12 protein-coding genes are annotated in these 17,889 nt (G+C 70.6%); 4 read left to right on the forward strand and 8 right to left on the reverse strand.

What is annotated here, in order from left to right:
* The first annotated feature begins 218 nt into the window (after positions 1-218).
* Positions 219-2,345: an autotransporter gene (locus tag ACWD4G_RS14180; RefSeq protein ID WP_451292975.1), complete on the forward strand. Its 2,127-nt coding sequence runs from the start codon at positions 219-221 to the stop codon at positions 2,343-2,345.
* A 123-nt stretch (positions 2,346-2,468) separates the two neighbouring features.
* On the opposite strand, the gene ACWD4G_RS14185 is transcribed toward ACWD4G_RS14180, so the two are convergent.
* Positions 2,469-3,866 carry an amino acid permease gene (locus ACWD4G_RS14185; protein ID WP_451292976.1) on the reverse strand — a complete coding sequence of 466 codons (1,398 nt, stop codon included), beginning with the start codon at positions 3,864-3,866 and terminating at the stop codon, positions 2,469-2,471.
* 247 nt (positions 3,867-4,113) lie between these two features.
* Here ACWD4G_RS14185 and mmuM point away from each other — a divergent pair, with 247 nt between their 5' ends.
* Both mmuM and ACWD4G_RS14195 read left to right on the forward strand, forming a co-directional pair.
* Entirely contained in the window at positions 4,114-5,022 is a 909-nt protein-coding gene (mmuM, locus tag ACWD4G_RS14190; RefSeq protein WP_451293430.1) for a homocysteine S-methyltransferase, read from the forward strand.
* 196 nt (positions 5,023-5,218) lie between these two features.
* Entirely contained in the window at positions 5,219-6,280 is a 1,062-nt protein-coding gene (locus tag ACWD4G_RS14195) for a LacI family DNA-binding transcriptional regulator (RefSeq protein WP_451292977.1), read from the forward strand.
* Between the two features lie 6 nt (positions 6,281-6,286).
* On the opposite strand, the gene ACWD4G_RS14200 is transcribed toward ACWD4G_RS14195, so the two are convergent.
* Entirely contained in the window at positions 6,287-6,604 is a 318-nt protein-coding gene (locus tag ACWD4G_RS14200; protein ID WP_451292978.1) for a hypothetical protein, read from the reverse strand.
* Between the two features lie 318 nt (positions 6,605-6,922).
* On the opposite strand from ACWD4G_RS14200, the gene ACWD4G_RS14205 reads away from it, so the two are divergent.
* Positions 6,923-7,579, forward strand: a complete 657-nt coding sequence (locus ACWD4G_RS14205; RefSeq protein ID WP_451292979.1) for a nucleoside deaminase — start codon at positions 6,923-6,925, stop codon at positions 7,577-7,579.
* A gap of 24 nt (positions 7,580-7,603) precedes the next feature.
* On the opposite strand, the gene ACWD4G_RS14210 is transcribed toward ACWD4G_RS14205, so the two are convergent.
* The 6 genes from ACWD4G_RS14210 to ACWD4G_RS14235 all read right to left on the reverse strand — a co-directional run bounded on the left by ACWD4G_RS14210 (position 7,604) and on the right by ACWD4G_RS14235 (position 17,378).
* Complete coding sequence (locus ACWD4G_RS14210) at positions 7,604-9,232, reverse strand: carboxylesterase/lipase family protein (protein WP_451292980.1); 1,629 nt, start codon at positions 9,230-9,232, stop codon at positions 7,604-7,606.
* 172 nt (positions 9,233-9,404) lie between these two features.
* The gene (locus ACWD4G_RS14215; protein ID WP_451292981.1) at positions 9,405-10,643 is read right to left on the reverse strand and encodes an alginate lyase family protein; all 1,239 of its coding nucleotides are present in this window, start codon (positions 10,641-10,643) and stop codon (positions 9,405-9,407) included.
* A gap of 26 nt (positions 10,644-10,669) precedes the next feature.
* Positions 10,670-14,005 carry an alginate lyase family protein gene (locus tag ACWD4G_RS14220; RefSeq protein ID WP_451292982.1) on the reverse strand — a complete coding sequence of 1,112 codons (3,336 nt, stop codon included), beginning with the start codon at positions 14,003-14,005 and terminating at the stop codon, positions 10,670-10,672.
* A gap of 180 nt (positions 14,006-14,185) precedes the next feature.
* The gene (locus tag ACWD4G_RS14225) at positions 14,186-15,058 is read right to left on the reverse strand and encodes a carbohydrate ABC transporter permease (protein WP_451292983.1); all 873 of its coding nucleotides are present in this window, start codon (positions 15,056-15,058) and stop codon (positions 14,186-14,188) included.
* A complete protein-coding gene (locus ACWD4G_RS14230; protein ID WP_451292984.1) occupies positions 15,055-16,056 on the reverse strand; it encodes a carbohydrate ABC transporter permease in 1,002 nt (333 codons plus the stop codon). Before ACWD4G_RS14230 ends, ACWD4G_RS14225 begins: the two co-directional genes overlap by 4 nt.
* On the reverse strand, positions 16,053-17,378 hold the full coding sequence (locus ACWD4G_RS14235) for an extracellular solute-binding protein (RefSeq protein WP_451292985.1): 1,326 nt from the start codon (positions 17,376-17,378) through the stop codon (positions 16,053-16,055). Before ACWD4G_RS14235 ends, ACWD4G_RS14230 begins: the two co-directional genes overlap by 4 nt.
* Positions 17,379-17,889: the final 511 nt, after the last annotated feature.

Here is a 17,889-nt window from a genome sequence, read left to right on the forward strand (position 1 = left end):
GCCTCTCTTCAGGAGTGGGGGGAACAAAAAGAAACAGAATCGTTCGACATATCGCACAAGATCATTCATATCGAACGCCGAAAAGGTAAGGGCGTGGTACGTCGAGGTCAACGGGTCGGACGAGACGAACACAAGCTCACAGGAACGAACCGAAGGGTCGAACCGGGCCGCCGTGAAATTTCTGTTATCCGGGTGAGCCCCGACCCGTCTCCCCTCTCGTGCGCAGCCAAACCCACAAGACAGCGGCGGCGGCCGGAGCCCTGGCCGTCACCGCCCTCATGCTCGGTGCCCCCACCGCCGCGGCCGCCGGCCCCCGCGATGTGACCGCCGATGTCCTCGCGGGCCGCGATGTGACCCTGAACGGCGACACCGTGGTGACCGTGCCGTCGGGGACGACCAAGTACAACGGCGTCCTCAGCGGCACCGGCACCCTCACCGTGCGCGGCACCGGAACACTGGTCCTCACCAAGGACAGCGACTTCACCCTGCCGAAGTCCCAGCAGCGGCAGACCGTGAAGACGCTCGGCGGCAACCACCCGTACGTCACCGTCACCAACCCGGACCCGCCCGCCATCACCGTCGCCAAGGGCGCGACCCTCCAGTACGGCGACAGCGGCTCTACCGGGGTGATCGGCCACTACCCGTACAACACCCCCGCGTTCAGGCTGAACCAGAACAACATCCGCGTCGACGGCACCCTGCGGCTCGCGCTGAAGAACGTGGCCTACAACCTGGGCACCATCAGCGGCTCCGGTCTGGTCACCCAGCCCCGCTTCCTCTGGGCCACCTGGGACCTCTCGGGCACCCACCCCTTCACCGGTGTCATCGACAACGGCACCCAGGTCAACGCGGGCCGCCCCGAGTTCGCGACCTCGCTCCCCCGCGCACGCAAGGTCCTCAACCAGGGCACCTGGACCGTGGACACCCCGCTGGGCCAGACCGTCACCCAGGGCATGGACTTCTACCAGCGCGAGTACGGCAGCGACATCAACGTCCAGTCCCGGCCCGGCAGCAAGGTGATCCTCACCGGCCAGTACAGCTGGTCGGACCAGGGCGGCGACACCAACCCCTCGCTCAGCGACCCCGCCCTGAACTGGACGCCCGCCCACAAGAACGTCAACAAGCGCGGCACCAACATCAAGGGCGCCAACGTCCAGTGGGGCGACGGCACCACGAACAAGATCTTCATGCCGGGCACGGCCAAGACGGTCTACATCAACCTCCTTGCCGCACGCTCCCGTTCGCTGCTCACCTTCGACTACAACGGGCCGGTGACCCTGGGCGCCCCCATCGGCGGCGGCCGCTTCCACGACACCCTCTCCGCGCCCGGCGCCGGGGACATCGTCATCAAGGGCACCAAGGGCAACGACGTCACCTTCGCCGCCGTCCAGTACTACAACGGCTCGACGACCGTCCAGAAGGGCGCCGTACTGCGGCTGGGCAGCGGGAAGAAGGGCGGCGACGGCGGGCTGTACACCAAGGGCGACCTGTACAAGGTGGTCAACAACGGCTCGCTGGTCGTACGGAACGTCTCGACTCCGGTGACGCTGTCCAAGGTCGGCGGCAGCGGCTCGTTCACCCAGTCGGGGACGGCCACCACCACCCTCACGGGCACGGCGGTGACGTACACCGGGACGACGACCGTCAGCAAGGGCACGCTGGCGCTGCGCGGCGGGGCGACCCTCTCGCGCAGCAAGTCGATCCGGCTCACCACGGGCGGGGCGAAGCTCGACGTGGGCACGACCGGGCTCAAGGTGACGAAGTCGCTGTCCGGCAAGGGCACGGTGAGGGGTTCGGTGACGAACGCGGGCGTGGTCGTGGCCGGCGTCACCGTGACCGGCGGCTACACGCAGTCCCAGCAGGGCGAACTGGTGCTGCGCGACAAGCCGTTGAAGGTGAGCGGTGCGGTGAAGCTGGCCGGTGGGCTGGACTACGCCGCGCTGAGCGAGGTCGGCGGCCCCGGCGAGAAGATCACGGTGCTCCAGCACACGGGCGAGGCGAAGACCACGGGCACCTTCACCGGGCTGCGCGAGGGCGCCAAGGTGAAGCTCGCCGGATCGACGTACAGGCTCAGCTACAAGGGCGGCGACGGCAACGACGTCGTCCTCACCGCGACGAAGACGGGTACGGCGACGACGGCGAAGTCCGCCACGGGCGACGCCACCGGCACGGACAAGGACGCCGCTCAGGACACCCTCACCCAGAACGCGGGCGCCTCCGCCGACAGCGGTCTCGGCTGGTGGCCGTACGCCCTCGCCCTCGGCATGCTGTCCGGCCTGGCGGTACCCATGAGCCGCCGCAGGACCAACCGACGGCGGGGCGGGCGGCACTCGGCGGCGGGGTGAGTACGGCGGCTTCGACAGCTACTTCAACGTCCGGATTCGCTCCCACCGTTGGGTGGCTTCCTGCTGATCCCGAGTTGACCCGGTGACACATCGGCGGGCCCCGGAGTACCGGGGCCCGCCCTTTCACACCGCCCGCTCCGCCCCTTCCTGCCGTCCCCGCAGCCAGACGTAGACCGGGATGCCCGCGAAGAGGAACAGCACGCCCTGGTAGACGGCCGCGTAACCGGCGCCCGCGATCAGCCAGAAGGAGAAGACGAAGGAGAGGCCTGCGACGACCAGGTCCCGGACGAGCCCGGCGGGGCGGACGCGCTCCCGCGTGCCCTTGGCCAGCCAGTACAGCTGGGCGGCGGCTGAGAGCAGATAGGGGACGCAGCCGGTGAACGTGGTGATGAGGACCAGTACACGGAAGGCGGTCTCGGGGTCGTCGGCGTAGTTGACGGCGATGAGGACCGTGCCGAGCACGGCCGTGGCGAGGACGCCGAAGCCGGGGACGCCGCCCTTGCCGACGCGGGCGAAGGCCTTCGGGAAGAGCCCGTCGCGGGCGGCGGCGTACGGCATCTGGGCGCTCATCAGGATCCAGCCGTTGAGGCAGCCGACGATCGAGGCGACGGCGACGAACGCGATGACCGTGCCGCCGCCGGTGCCGCCGGTGATCGAGTTCACGGCGTCGGCGAACGGCGCCCCGGACTCCACCAGCTTCTCGTGCGGGACGAGACCGAAGACGGCGACCGTGCCGAGGAGGTAGACGACGGCGGAGGCGAGCGTGCCGAGGACGCTGGCGCGGCCCACATTGCGCTCCGGGTCACGGACCTCGCCCGCGCTGACGGCGGCCGACTCGACGCCGAGGAAGCTGTAGAGGAGCAGCGCGGCGGAGGCGGCGACCGCGCCGGGGACGCTCTCGCCGGAGGTGTTGAAGGCGCCGAAGTTGTCGGTGTCGATGAAGAACAGACCGATCGTGGCGACCAGCAGCAGCGGTACGAACTTCAGGACCGTCGACACGATCTGCACGGCGCCCACCCAGCGGGTGCCCGCGAAGTTCGCGGCGGCCGGCAGCCACAGCGCGACAAGCGCGACGACCGCCAGGACGACCTTGCTGTCACCCAGGGGTATCAGCACGTCGACATAGCCGACGACCCCGACCGCGAGCGCGGCGATGCTGACCCAGCACATCGTCCAGTACGACCACGCCGACAGGAAGCCCGCGAAGGGGCCGAAGGCGTCGCGCGGGTAGACGTACAGACCGCCGGTGACGGGGCTGCGCCGGGCCAGCTTGCCGAAGAGCAGGGCCAGCAGGACGGCCGCCACGGACAGCACGACGAAGGCGAGCAGACTGACCGTGCCGTACGGGGCGACGGCGGCGGGGAGGGTGAAGATGCCGCCGCCGATGATGTTGCCCATGACGAGCGCGGTGGCCGCCGCGAGGCCGAACTTGCGGCCGGAGGGCGCGGGAGTGCCGGGGCCGTCCTGGACGGCCGAGGTCGGCTCGGGCCCGGGGGCCTCGGGGGTGCTGGTGGTGGTCATGGCGGTTCCCGTGCGGAGTTGGGGAGTGTGGGCGGGTGTGGGGAGTGCGGGTGGTTGTGGGGAGTGCGGAGGGGGCGTACAGGGTGCGGTGAGGGGTGAGCGGGTGCGATCGTAACCCGGTGTCCCACATCGTGGGCAATCTGTTCACGTTACGGACATAAATCGGGGGCGGGTGCCCGCCTCGACTACCGTCGACGGCATGACGCCCGACCAGACCCCCGCCGTGTCCCCCGATGTGACCCCGGAGATGTCCGCCCTCCTCGCCGACGCGCTCGCCTCCGGTGTGTTCGTCCTCGACGGCGGGATGTCCAACCAGCTCGAAGCGGCCGGGCACGATCTGAGCGACGAGCTGTGGTCGGCCCGGCTGCTCGCCGAGCACCCGGAGGCGATCACCGAGGCGCACCTCGCCTACTACGAGGCGGGCGCGCATGTGGCGATCACCTCCAGCTACCAGGCCACGTACGAGGGGTTCGCGCGGCGCGGGATCAAGCGGGCGAAGGCCACCGAACTCATGGGCCTGAGCGTCGACTTGGCCCTGGACGCGTCGATGGAGGCATGGCGGAAGGGCATCGCGGGACCTCGGTGGGTGGCGGCGTCGGTCGGCCCGTACGGGGCGATGCTGGCGGACGGCTCCGAATACCGGGGCCGGTACGGGCTGAGCGTGGCCGAGCTGGAGCGCTTCCACCGGCCCCGTCTGGAGGCGCTGGCCTCCATGCACCCCGATGCCCTCGCGCTGGAGACCATCCCCGACACCGACGAGGCGGAGGCCCTGCTGCGGGCGATCCGCGGCCTGGAGGTCCCCGCCTGGCTGTCGTACACCGTCGCCGGGGAGCGCACCCGTGCCGGTCAGCCCCTTGAGGAGGCGTTCGCCCTGGCCGCCGACGCCGACGAGGTCATCGCCGTGGGCGTCAACTGCTGCGCCCCCGAGGACGTCGACAACGCCGTCGAGACGGCCGCGCGGATCACGGGCAAGCCGGTCGTGGTGTACCCCAACAGCGGCGAGACCTGGGACGCCGTGAACCGCACCTGGACCGGCCGCTCCACCTTCACCCCGGAACAGGTGAAGGGCTGGCGCGACGCCGGCGCCCGTCTGATCGGCGGCTGCTGCCGGGTGGGGCCGAAGGCGATCGCGGGGATCGCGGAGACACTGGCCTGAGACGGTGGTCTCGTCCCTGGGCTGAGACGGCGGTCTCTTCCCTGGGCTGAGACAGCGGTCTCGGACGGCGGACGGCGCCTGGGCCCGGAGGGACCGTCGAACACGCTGGCCCGAATGGGTCATCACTCCGTCGCGCGCTGCTAGCCTCCGGTTGGGAAACCGGTTACCAGGGCGTTGCCAAGGGGTGGGGCGGGGCATGACGAGGAAGAGCGGCGGGGCCGGTGGGGGGCGCAGCACCATCCGGGACGTGGCCGCGCGGGCGGGTGTGTCGGCGGCGACGGTGTCGCGGGTGCTCGGCGGGGTGTACCCGGTGAGCGCGACGACCCGTACGCGCGTCATGCGGGCCGTCCGCGATCTGGACTATGTCGCGGACGCGCGGGCCAAGGCGGTCGCGGGCGCGGGCACGCCCACCCTCGGGTTCGTCCTCGATGACATCACCGGCCCGTCGTTCGCGCTCATGGCGCACGGTGTGGAGCGTGAGGCGACCCGGCTCGGCCATCTCTGCCTGGTGTGCAGCACCGACGGCGACGCCCGGCACGAGCTGGACTTCCTGGAGACGATGCGGGCGCAACGGGCCGCCGCCGTGATCCTGGTCGGCGGTGGCGCGGACACCCCCGAGTACCGGTCCCGGATGGCCCATGTCGCGGACGCGCTCGCCTCCGCCGGTTCACGTCTCGTGCTGTGCGGACGCCCGCCGCTGGACCCGGGCGCCCCGGTCACGGTCATCGAGTACGACAACGAGGGCGGCGCCTACGCCCTGTGCTCCCATGTGCTGGCCCAGGGCCACCAGCGCATCCTCTTCCTCGGCGGCAAGCCGGACCACACCACCGCGCAGGGCCGCGAACGCGGCTATGTGGCCGCGCACCGAGCCCGGGGCCTCGACCCCGACCCCGCGCTCCGGCTGACCGGCGACTTCACCCGGGACTCCGGCTACCGCCTGATGCGGCAGGCCCTGGACGCCGGCCTGGACTTCACGGCGGTGATGGCGGCGACGGACATGGTGGCCGCCGGCGCCCTGACCGCCCTGCACGAGGCGGGCCTGTCGGTCCCCGGCGACGTCTCCTTGGCCGGCTACGACGACATCCCCTTCGCCCGCGACCTCCACCCGCCCCTCACCACCGTCCACGTCCCCTACGAGGAACTGGGCCGCCTGGCGGTACGCACCGCCCTGCAACGGGAACGGGACTCCGCCGACGAACATCTGCTGCTGGGGACGCATGTGGTGGTGCGGGGTTCGGTGGGGAGCCCGCAGCGGTAACGGCCGTCAGAGCTTGGCCAGTCGCTCGATCCGCAGGGTGGCCAGGTCTTCGGGCCGGAAGGCCACGGTCTCGTCACCGGCGTCGTGCGCCTCGGTGGTCTTGACGGTGGTGGAACCGCCGCCCTCGCAGGAGGTGCACTGTTCGAGGGCGTCACGCAGCTCGGCGAGGACCTTCTCGGCGCCCGACTGGTCGTGACCCATGAGGCCGATCACGGCCGTCGAGCCGGCGGCGGGCCCGGAGACGGCCTCGGCGGCCCTGGCGACGAAGGCTCCGGGATACGGGTATCGGGACGTCCCCCGGCCATGTTGTGAACGGGCCGGCACGCGGCGGGACTTGTGGTGAGCGGCTGGTCCCCGCCCGGCCCCACGGGCCAGTCGATGATCTGGAAGTCGCCATCTGACCGGTCAACGCGGCCGACGCCGGGCGGTGCTCACCGAGCGCTTCGGCGGGCGCTTCGGCGGGCGCCTCCGCCTGCTCCTTCCCTTCCCCGTCCCGCTCGGCCGCCGATGAGGGTGGCCGCACTACGTATTGGCGTACGCCGAGACGTGAGCGGGGAGGTTGGAGACGATCAGTGATCGTTCGGCGGTGTCACCGCGGTGTCAGCCGAACGGTCTCGGCCTCGGGTGAGTGAGGAGAAGCGTATGGACGTCGACAGGCGGCGGTTCCTCGGCGGGTGGGGAGCGGCGGTGACGGGGGTCGCGGCGCCCTTCGCGCTCACCGGGTACACCTTCCCGGCGGACCGCGCCCGCCCCGTCGCCGACCCCCCGGACACCGGCGGCCACACCGATCACGCCGACCACGCCGACCACGAGCGGTTCATGTGGCTGGCCATCGAGCAGGCCCGGGGCAACCCCTACTATCCCTTCGGTGCCGTGATCGTCCGCAGCCGTACGGGGGAGGTGCTGGCGGGCGGGTTCAATGCCTCGGCGGACAATCCGATGCTGCACGGCGAGGTGGTCGCCATGAACGACTATCTGGCGCGGCACGGGAACGAGGGGTGGGAGGAGAGCACGCTCTACACCACGGGTGAACCGTGCTCGATGTGTATGAGCGCGATGGTGTGGGCGGGGCTGCCGCGCGTCGTCTGGGCGAGTTCGGTGGAGGAGATCCGGCGGACCGGGATCGGTCAGATCTCCCTGTCAGCCCGTCAGGTGGCCGCCGCCGCGCGGTCCCTCTACACCCCGGAGTTGCTCCTGGGCGGCGTACTGGCCGACCGCACCAACCGCCTCTTCGAGGAGGCGGAGCGGCTGCGCGAGGAGAGCACGGCCTCGGCCACGGCCTCACCGAGCGGCGGCTGACACCCCGTCCCCCTGGTGACGCTTCTAGGGAGCCCGGCGGAAGCGGCGCAGGGAGGGGCGGGGGGAGCCGCCGGAGCTGATGAAGACACCGGCGCCCTGGGTGCGGCGGGGCGGCCTTCTGGCGTCCGCGTCCCAGAGGGCCAGCTCGGGGTCGTACGGGCCGTGGACGACGTGAGCCGCGTCCAGGACGGCCGTCCCTACGCGCTCCCCCGCACCCGCACCCGGAGCGTCGAACACCCGCACGGGATGTGTCGCGTCCCATGCCGGCCAGCCCGGGTCGCCGTCCGTCGCGAAGCGAACCCACGCGCCGTGCATGGCCGTGGCCAGGGCGCTCGGCGGATTGTCGCCGGCCAGCTTCGCGGACGCGGGGGTGTGGCCGGTGTCGAAGACGAAGCCGAGTTCCAGGGCGTGGCAGGAGCCGAGGCCGGGGAGGGCGGAGGGCCAGGCGAACTCGTAGACGTAGGTGGGGGCGGCGTACTGGGGTTGCTGTGCCCGGGCGAGGCGGGCGTCCGCGACCCGGTGGAGGGGGACGCGCAGGAGGTGGTCGGTGACCAGGTGGCCGACCAGGTCCGCGGTGCCCTTGTCGGGGTGGAGTTCGCGGTAGCCGCGGATGACGTCGGGGCCGCAGTGGCAGCGGGCGCGGGCGGCGGCCAGGGCGACCGCGCCGAGGCGGTCGACCCGGTCGAGGAGGCCGCCGGGGACGAGCCAGAGGCGGTGTTCGTCGCGGGTCCAGCCCATGAGGAGGTCCACGTCCCGAGCGGCGCCGTCTTCGGTCAGGGCCGTCAGGGGGTCGGAGGGGAGTACGTCGTCGTCGACGACCAGGCCGAACGCGGGGCCGCCCAGTACGGGGCTGCTGAGGCGGCCCGCCTCCGTCTGGGCCTCGGCGAGGGTCGTACGGTCGACGGCGGCGAAGGCTTCGGCGGTGGCCGGCACCTTCAGCCGGTTGGCCATCCTGCGGACCATTCGGCGCACCTTGTCCCGGTCCAAGGCCTCCGGTGGCCCGCTCTGCAGCACCGCCCGTCGGAACAGGCCGCGGGCGCGGGGCGCGGCCAGCAGGGCGCCGATGCTGATGGCTCCGGCCGACTGGCCGAAGAGGGTGACCCGGTCGGGGTCGCCGCCGAATCCGGCGATCGAGTCCCGCACCCACTCCAGCGCGGCCAGCTGGTCGCGCAGTCCGTTGTTGGCCGGGGCGTCCGGGAAGAGGCCGTAACCCTCCACGCCCAGCCGGTAGTTGAAGGAGACCAGCACCACTCCGTCGCGGGCGAAGGCGTGGCCGTCGTACACCGGGACGGCCGACGAGCCCCTGGTCAGGGCGCCGCCGTGGAACCAGACCAGGACGGGGAGCCGGGCCCCTCGGCCCGGCTCCGGTGTCCACACATTGAGGTTGAGGCAGTCGTCGCCCGCCACGACGGGGTCCGACAGATAGCGGGCGAACGCCTCCGAGTACGGCGGTTTCGGCGGGGTGGGCCCGAAGGCGCCCCCGTCGCGTACCCCGTCCCAGGGCTCCGGCGGTACGGGCGGCCGGAACCGGCGGGGGCCGAAGGGCGGGGCCGCGTACGGGATGCCCCGGAAGACCGCGACACCGTGCTCGTACCGCCCGCGTACGGCACCGCGGGGGGTGTTCACCACGGGGTCAGCCTGGACTGCCGTCATGGTCCACCGGCCTCCTCACCGCGCTCGTGCACCCATGAAGATCGGAGCAACTCATCGTGGCCCGATATTCCGGCGCACGAGCGGGTGGGAGGGCTGTTCGACGTACATGCTGTACACGCGTTCACCCTGTGCGTGGTGTACACGTGTACACGGCGTATATCGGCCGTCGGGGCTACTTGGCGTACATCAGCGTGCCGAAGCCGGTCTGGTCGAAGCCGCCGCTGGTCGAGCCGTAGTCACCGCCGCCCCCTTCGGGGCGGACGCTCTCGGCCATGCGGGTGATGTACGGGACGGACAGGCCCCGTCGGCGTGCGTAGTGGTAGTGGAGGATGTCCCACACCGGGCGGACCTGGCCCCGGCTCGCGGAGGAGATCGCCGTGTGGGTCTGCTGGGCGCAGTTCTGGCCACTGCCCCAGGTGTACGTGGTGAAGGGCACGTCCTCACCGAGGTTGTACTTGGCGACGTACTGCGCGGCCTTCATGAACCGGTTGCTGTCGTAGCCGTAGAGGTCCTCGCCCTGGGACCAGGCCATCTCGCAGAAGGCGCCCATCTGGCCCATGCCCATCATGGTGTGCCCCTGGTCGCGGCCGGACTCCTGCCACTGGGCAAGACCCTGGCTCTCGTACACGAACGGCACCGCGTTGCGGATCGCGCCGTTGCCCGCGCCGTTCTTGAAGTAGTTGACCGCCTGGTCGTACTTGGCCCCGTCGTCGCACAGGATCGCGATGGCGAGGATCGAGTTCATGGTGCACAGGTCCCAGTTGGCCCAGTAGTTGGTGATGCAGGCGTCGTTGTGGTTGTTCAGGAACTGGTTGTTGAGCGGGTAGAAGACGTTGAGCATCATCGTCTTGAACCGGTCCAGGTCGAACCCGCTGTAGCCGCGCATGAGTTCGGCGGCGTTCGCGAACTGGTAGCCGTAGATCCCGGCGGCCAGGAACCGGTCGGCGTTGCCGGTGACGGTGGTCAGCGTCGACGACCAGGCGTTGAGGATGCGGACGGCGGCGTCGCCGTTGGCGGTGGTGCCGGCGATCTTCCAGCGCAGCGCGTTCTGGTAGGCGGCGTGGATGTCGTTGTAGAGGAGGGTGTAGTTCTCGCCTGTGCCGCCGCGGATGATGGTGGCCTGCGGCCTCGGCGTCCAGGTGCTCGCCGAGTGGGAGTTGGCGGTCAGCCGGTTCCAGCCGGACAGCCAGGGGTCGTCCCCGGCGGCGACCCGCACCTTGGCGCGGTTGAGTTCGCCGTAGGCGTGGAGCATGCCGGGGTGGGTGAAGGTGGCGGGGGCCGCCTCCGCCGTACCGGCGGCGAAGGCGGAACCCAGCGCGAGGGCGGCGGTGAGGCCGCCCGCTGTCTTGAGCAGACCGCGGCGGCTCACCTGGTCGCTCTCGTGGTGCGTGTGGGGGGAAGTGCGGCTCATGTGGGGTTTCTCCATTCCGTGGAGGTCTACATGGGGGTGATGCTCACCTCGTCGAACTCGGTGGTGCAGCGGGCCAGGGGGTCGCGGGAGCAGACCACGAGGCCCACGTAGTGGGGGGCGTCACCGAAGCCGGGGATGTCTCCCTCGGCGAGGGGGGTCCAGGTGGCGCCGTCATCGGTGGAGGCGTAGGCGGTGAAGTGCGTCCCGGTGCGCTTCAGCCGCAGCAGGCAGGGGGCGGTGACCGCCGCGCCGCCCGTGAAGGCGGACTTTCCGGCCACGGTCGTGCGCAGCATGAGCTGTGCGCTCGTCCCGCCGGAGACGATGGCCCCGGCGGCCAGGTCGAAGGGCGAGGGCGACTTGGCCATCAGCAGGCCCACCCGGTCGGCGCTCGCGCCGGTGCGGGAGACGAGCCGGGCGGTGATCTCGCAGTCGCCGGTGACGGGCTGTCGTACGAACTGGCCTGTCATTCCTTGGTTGTTGGCGGTCAGGTCGACACCGGCGCCGCGCACGGTGAAGGTGCCGTCGGTGTACGAGGTGCTGCCCGGGGTGCGGATGGCGACCACGCCGAGGGTGCCGAAGGCCCGGTCGTCGAGCACGGGGTCGCCGAGGTCGCCGTACGTCCAGGGGGCGGGCGGCGGGGTGCCGACCGTGAGGGTGAGCGTGCCGGTGCCGGTGCCGGCCGCGTTGCCGGCCCCGGTGGTGACGGCGAACTCGCCGGTCTCGGTGGGTGTTCCGGAGACCAGGCCGGTGCGCCGGTCGAGGCGCAGTCCGTCGGGCAGTCCGTCCGCCGTGAACCGTACGGGGTCGTGGGAGCCCCGCAGCAGATGCTGGAAGGGGACGCCCTTGTTGGCGAACGCGGCCGTGGCGGAGGTGAGTTGGGGCACGCCCGGGGTCGGCATCCGCGCGGAGACCGGTTCTGTGAGCGGCCCTCGGCCGCCGCAGCCGGTCTTGGCGACGACGTAGTGGTATGTCGTCCCGGGTGTGCCGGTGGCGTCGGTGTAGCGCAGGCGGGCGCCGAAGCCGACCGGTACGACGGCGCCGGCGATCGTCTCGAACGGGCCTTCGGCGCTGGTGGCGCGCAGCACCTTGTAGCGGGCGGAGAGGTCTGGATCGGTCCAAGCCAGCCGTACCGCGTCGGCGTCGGCGCTCGCGCTCAGGCCGGTGGCGGTGCGGGCGGGCCGGGGCGCGGACCAGACCTCGCCCGCCGTCCTGGAGACCACGCTGACGTTGTCGAAGGCTCCGGTGCCGGTCTCGGCGTACTCCTCGTCGACCCCGAGGCAGGAGGTGAGGACGAGCCCCGCGTACGCGGTGTTCCCCAACTCGACCTCGGTGGTGCCGACTTCACTCCAGCGGATGCCGTCCGGCGAGATCGCCCCGGTGCAGCGGCGGCCCTTACGGGTCACCCGCACCCAGTACGGGGCCCGCAGCCGGTACCCGTCGCCCGCGCCCTCGACGTACGGGGCCTCCAGCGGGGTCGCCGACTCGGGGAGGATGCCCAGGTCCGAGATCGGGAACGCGGCGGAGGTGGTGATGGCCTGCTGCTGAGTGGGCGGTACGGGGGTGCTGCCGGTGCCCGAGATCGCGGCGCCCGTCTTCGGCCGTACGCTCCACACGCCGCTCCAGGTGTGCAGCGGCAGGCCCTGGATCAGCATGGAGGCGTGGGCGGCGTCCGCGTCGAGGGAGTCGCGCAGGGTGACGCCGATCTTGGCGTACTGCGAGCTGAGCGGGAACACGATCCGTGCGGTGACCGTGCCGTCGCCGCGCAGCGGCAGGTGGACGGCCCGGTAGGTGTCGGCGGTGCCGGACGCCTCCAGCACGAACCGCTCGCCGTCGTAGGCGGCGGAGCCGGGGATCTTGACGTCGCCGATGTCCTGGGTGGCCCAGGGTTCGGGGAGAGCGGCACAGGCGGCGGCGAGGCTCGACTCGGCGCTGGTTCCCTGGGAGTTGGCGGCGGTGACGGTGTAGTAGTGGACCCGCCCGCCGCGCGCGTTCTCGTCCGTGTACGTCGTGCCGTCGACGGCCGGGGCGATCTCCTCGTACGGCCCCTCGGGGCGGGTCGCCCGGCGGACGGTGTAGGTGCTCGCCCACGCGGACGGCAGCCAGGCCACGGTGACGTTCTCGCCGTCGCCCACCGCCGTGACCCCGGCCGGGGCCGTCGGTACGGCCGGTGCGGGGGCCTTGGTGCCTGCGTAGGTGAGGGTGCCGAAGCTGGGCAGGTCGTCGTTGCTGCCCTCGACCACGCGGGCGCCGCCGGTGCCGCGGAAGACGGCCGCCTCGGTGTACGGGGTGTCGAGGCCGCGTACGCCGGCGTAGTGGGCGTAGTACATCTCGTAGATCGGCGGGATGTTGCCGCGGACCTTTTCGGAGACGGTCGTCTTGATGTACTTGCCGGTGCGGTCGAGGTCGGGGGTGAAGGGGACGTCGCCGCCGAGGTTGTACTTCGCCGCGTACTCGGCGTTCGCGAGGATGCGGTTGCCGTCGAAGGCCCAGAGGTCGACGCCCTGGTTCCAGGCGACCTGGGCGGTGTCGCCCATCAGGCCGATGGCGAGCTGCTCGTGGCCCTGGTCGCGGCCGGACTCCTGGCCCTGTCCGGCGGCCGTGACGACGCGGTTGCGGACGCTGCCGTTGCCCGCGCCGGCCGCGACGAACCGCAGGGCGTCCTCGAAGAGCGTGCGTTCCTCACAGAACACGCCGATGGCGAGGATGGACTGAATGGCCGTCAGATCCCAGTTGCCGTTGGCGTAGAGCATGTAGCCGGAGATCGCCGGATACCAGACGTCCAGGAAGGAGCGCTCGCAGCGGGCGATGTCGGCGTCCGTCCAGCCGTCGTAGTCGCTGTGGCGGAGCAGTTCGGCGGCGTTGACGAACTTGAAGACCTGCAGGCCCGCGCCGAGCGGTCCGTCCGCGCCGGTGATCATCGTCAGGGACGACGACCAGGCGTTCAGGATGTCTCGTGCCTTGTCGGCGTGGGCGCGGTTGCCGGTGACGCACCACATCAGGGCGTTCTGGTAGGCGGCGGCCGAGTCCGCGACGGCCTGGCTCATGAAGTTGGTCGGGCCGCGTCCCCAGGAGGTGATCTGGCCGGTGTTCTGAATCGTGTAAGTGGACTTGGAGCGGGCGTGGGCGGCGAACGTCGAGTAGCCGTCGTGGATCGGCGATTCCTGGGCGGCGACGGCGGCCTTCATCCGGGCGAGGTCGGCGGCGCTGTGCAGGAGGCCGGGGTGGGTGAACGCGCGGGGCGCGGCCTTCGTGTCCTGGGCCCAGGCCGCCGTGGCGGAGGCGGAGGCGGCGAGCAGTCCGCTGCCGGCCGCGACGACGAGGCCCGTCGCGCCGAGGAAGTTTCTTCGGGTGAGAGGGAACACGGGTGACTCCATGGTGGTTCTCGGGTGCCGCGTCACGCGTGCGCGACGGTGAAGGTGACGGTCCGGGTGGCGGTGCCGACGCTGGTGGCCGTGGCCGTAGCGGTGGCCGTGGCGGTGAAGCTGCCGACGCCGCCCCGGGCGGTGCCGGAGATCAGAACGCGGCAGCGAACGCCGTGGGGGTCACTTGAGGCCGGAGGTCGACATCCCGGCGATGAAGCCGCGCTGGGCGACCAGGAAGATCAGCAGGATGGGGACGACGTACATCACGGAGGCGGCGGCCTGGAGTTGGGGAACGGGCTGCCCACCGGGGGTGACATAGGCGGACATGATGGCGACGGCCAGCGTGGAGCGGTCGCTGGACAGCAGCAGCTGTGGGGCGATGTAGTCCCCCCAGCTCCAGGTGAAGGCGATGATGAAGCTCGCGGAGAGGACCGGCCAGGACTGGGGCAGGAAGATCCGCCAGAAGATCCGGGCGTAGCCACAGCCGTCGACGATCGCGGCCTCCTCCAGCTCGCGGGGCATACCGGCGAAGAACTGGCGGAACAGGAAGACGAGATACGGCGCGGCGGACAGGCCCCACAGCACCCACGGCCAGTATGTGTCGACCAGGCCGATCTTGGCGAAGATCAGATAGGTCGGCAGCAGGGTGACCATCTGGGGCAGCATCATCGAGCCGATCAGAATGCCGAACAGCGTCTTCTTGCCCGGCGCGTTCAGCCGGGCGAAGCCGAAGCCGACCCAGGCGGAGCTGAGGGTGACGAGGACGGCGTAGATGAGGGCGATGATGAGGGAGTTGCGGGCGTAGCCGAGGAAGTCGATCTGGCTGAAGGCGTCCGTGAAGTTGTTCCACTGGACGTGCTCGGGGAGCCAGCGGACCGGGGAGGAGGCCAGTTCGGCCTGGGTCTTGAGGCCGGAGATGACGAGCCAGCCGAAGGGCCCGAGGAACAGTCCGGTGATCACGACGAGGACCGTGTAGAGGACGAGACGGTTGACGCGCACCTTCACGCGGGCCGAGGAGTCCGAGGACTGGGGAGACACACTGGTCGCGGTCACTTCTTCGCCTCCGGATCGACGTTGTAGAACACCACGCCGGACGTGAACCGGAAGATGAGGCCGGTCGCGACGAGGATCAGGACGAAGAGCACCCACAGCAGCGCGGAGGCGTAGCCGTAACGGCCTATCGCGAAGTACTGCGCGAACACATGCATCATGTAGAGGTAGTTGGACTGCGGGACCAAGTTGACGCCGGCCGTGGTGGCGTCGGCCGCCAGCAGCAGCGGCATGATCGACTGCACCGAGGCGATCATCCCGGTCACCGTCTGGAAGAGCAGCACGGGTGAGAGCAGTGGCACGGTGATGCTGCGGAAGGTGCGCCAGGCGCTCGCCCCGTCGACGCGGGCCGCCTCATGGAGTTCGCGGGGCACGTCCTGGAGCCCGGCCAGCGAGATGATCATGATGTTTCCGGCGGCCCACAGCACCGTCATCAGCAGCACATAGCGGGCGTAGGGGTCGGCCAGCCAGCCGAGGGCGTCGATGCCGAAGATGTTCAGTACGCCGTTCGCGGCGCCGGAGTTCTGGTCGAAGAGCTGCTTGAACGCTATGCCCGCGGCCACGGGCGGCACCACGGCGGGCAGATAGAGCAGCGTGCGGAACAGCCCGCGCGCCTTGAGGGGACGGTTGATCAGGACGGCGAGGGCGAGCCCCGCGATGATCGACAACGGTACCGAGGTCACCGCGAACAGCCCGGCGCGGCCCAGGGCCTTCCAGGTCACCGAGTCCGACAGCAGCTCACGGTAGTTGTCGAGACCGACGTAGCGCCAGTGGGGCGACAGGCCGTCGAACGTGGTGAAGCTGAGCCACAGCGCGTACCCCATGGGGGCGATGGTCAGCAGCAGGAACCCGATGATCCAGGGCGAGGTGAACATGTAGAACGCCCGGTGCCTGCGGGCGGTCATGGAGACCCTCGGCCGGTCCGCGGTCGTCCTGGCCGCTCCCCCGGCCGCGGTCGGCTCCGGCCGCTCGGCCACGGAGGTGATCTGCTCGGCGGTCATCCCACCTGCTCCTTCCCGCGCTTGAGCTGCTCGTTCATGGCCGAGTTGAGGCGCCCGGCGAGGGTGTCGACGGATATCTGGCCGGTCATCGCCGGCGGGGCGTACTGGTTGAACAGGGCCTCGAACGCGTCCGCCGTGGCGTACGGCGTGAAGGCGATCACCGAGAAGTGCGCCAGCTCGGCCTCCTGCACCTCCAGCGCCCGTTTCTGGTAGTCCTCCTTGGCCGGCATCAGGGGCCGCAGCGACTTCAGGGTCGGGATGCCCCAGCCGCCGGACGCGCGGGCCTTGGCCGGCGCCTCGCCGAAGAACCACTCGAAGACCCGCCACGCGGCGTCCTTGTTGCGCGCCTTCTTCGGCATCCACAGGCCGGTGCCGGCTTGGCAGGGGCTGATCCTCGGGCCGCCCTCGAAGATTGGGGCGGGGGCGAGGCGTGACACCTCCGCCAGCTTCGGGTCGGAGTTGATCAGGCCGCCGAGCCAGTAGCCGCTGCCCGACATGGCCATCCGGTTCGCCGTGTAGGTGGGGCCGTCCCAGGTGTTGGGGTCGGGCTGGATGGCGCTCGGCCCGACCCTGGTCCCGCAGTAGTCGATGTACCAGCCCAGAGCCTTGCGGGCCTCGGGGGCGGTGAAGTCGACGCGCGTGTAGTCGTCGGTGAAGAGGCTGCCGCCGGCCGCCGCCGTGAGGCTCGCGAGGAGGCTCGCCTTCATCACGCCGTTGTAGCTGCCGCCGAAGACGGTCGTCTGGCCGTTCTTGCGCTGGGTGAGGCGCTTGGCGTTCTCCAGCCACTCCTCGTAGGTGACCGGTTCCGTCTCCGGGGGCAGATCGACGCCCGCCTTGTCGAAGAGGGAGGTGTTGTACCAGTACATCGAGTCCTGGGAGAAGTCCTTCGCCATGCCGAAGCGCGGGCCCTTGCCCTGGGTCCGGCCGTCGTAGCGCCACAGGTCGTTGGCCGGGTCCAGGTCGGACAGCCTGAGGACACCGCTCCGGGCGAAGTACGGATCGAGGTCCTCCATCAGGTCCCGCGCCGCGAAGTACGGGGCGTCGATGGCGCCGACGCCGCGCACCAGGTCGGGCGGGTTGCCGGTGGTCATCATCGCGATCAGCTTGGTGACGTCGTACCTCACCAGGACGATCTTGATGCCGAGGTCCTTGTACGCCTGCTTCACGTCGTCATCGGTCAGCTCCCCGGACTTGACCATCACGGTGACGGTCTCGCCGGAGCCGCTGACCCCGCTGGAGACCTGGAGGGCGCAGCCGCTCAGGGCGGCCCCGCCCGCCGCGATGCCTCCGGCGGAGAGCGCGAGAAAACGGCGGCGACTCATGGGAGCACCGGCAAGGGTGTGCACTGGGACGCCTCACCTTCCGCGGCGGCCGGTTCTGGCCAAGCCCTGGGGCCCTGGCTGAAACAACCGGTTTCTATCGTTGGACGGGGCAGAGCTTGTTCCTGTCGGCAAACGACGTCAAGAGGCTGGGCCAATTTTCGAAAACTCCGAGTAACACGCAGGACATGGCCGAGTGGGGTGATCCACGACACCCACGGCGGTAAGTCCGCAGGTCAGACAACCGGTTGCCGAAGCGGAGGTCGAGGCGGGACCGAAGCCGGACATCGGCGCGGAGTCAGTAACCGATTACGCCATGCTCTACGCATCACACACGGTTTCTTCGGAAGTGCTTCACAATCAGGCGGCCGACTCCTCCGGTCACCTTCTGGCCAGTCTCCGCCCGATACGGCCGCGACCTGCGCGTTTCCCATCGGTGCGAAACGGGGAGCCTTCGATGCCATCCGATCACGACGATTGACCGGCCCTCGTCTGCGGATCTACGGTAGAAGAC

The sequence above is a fragment of the Streptomyces sp. NPDC002643 genome, from assembly GCF_053592555.1.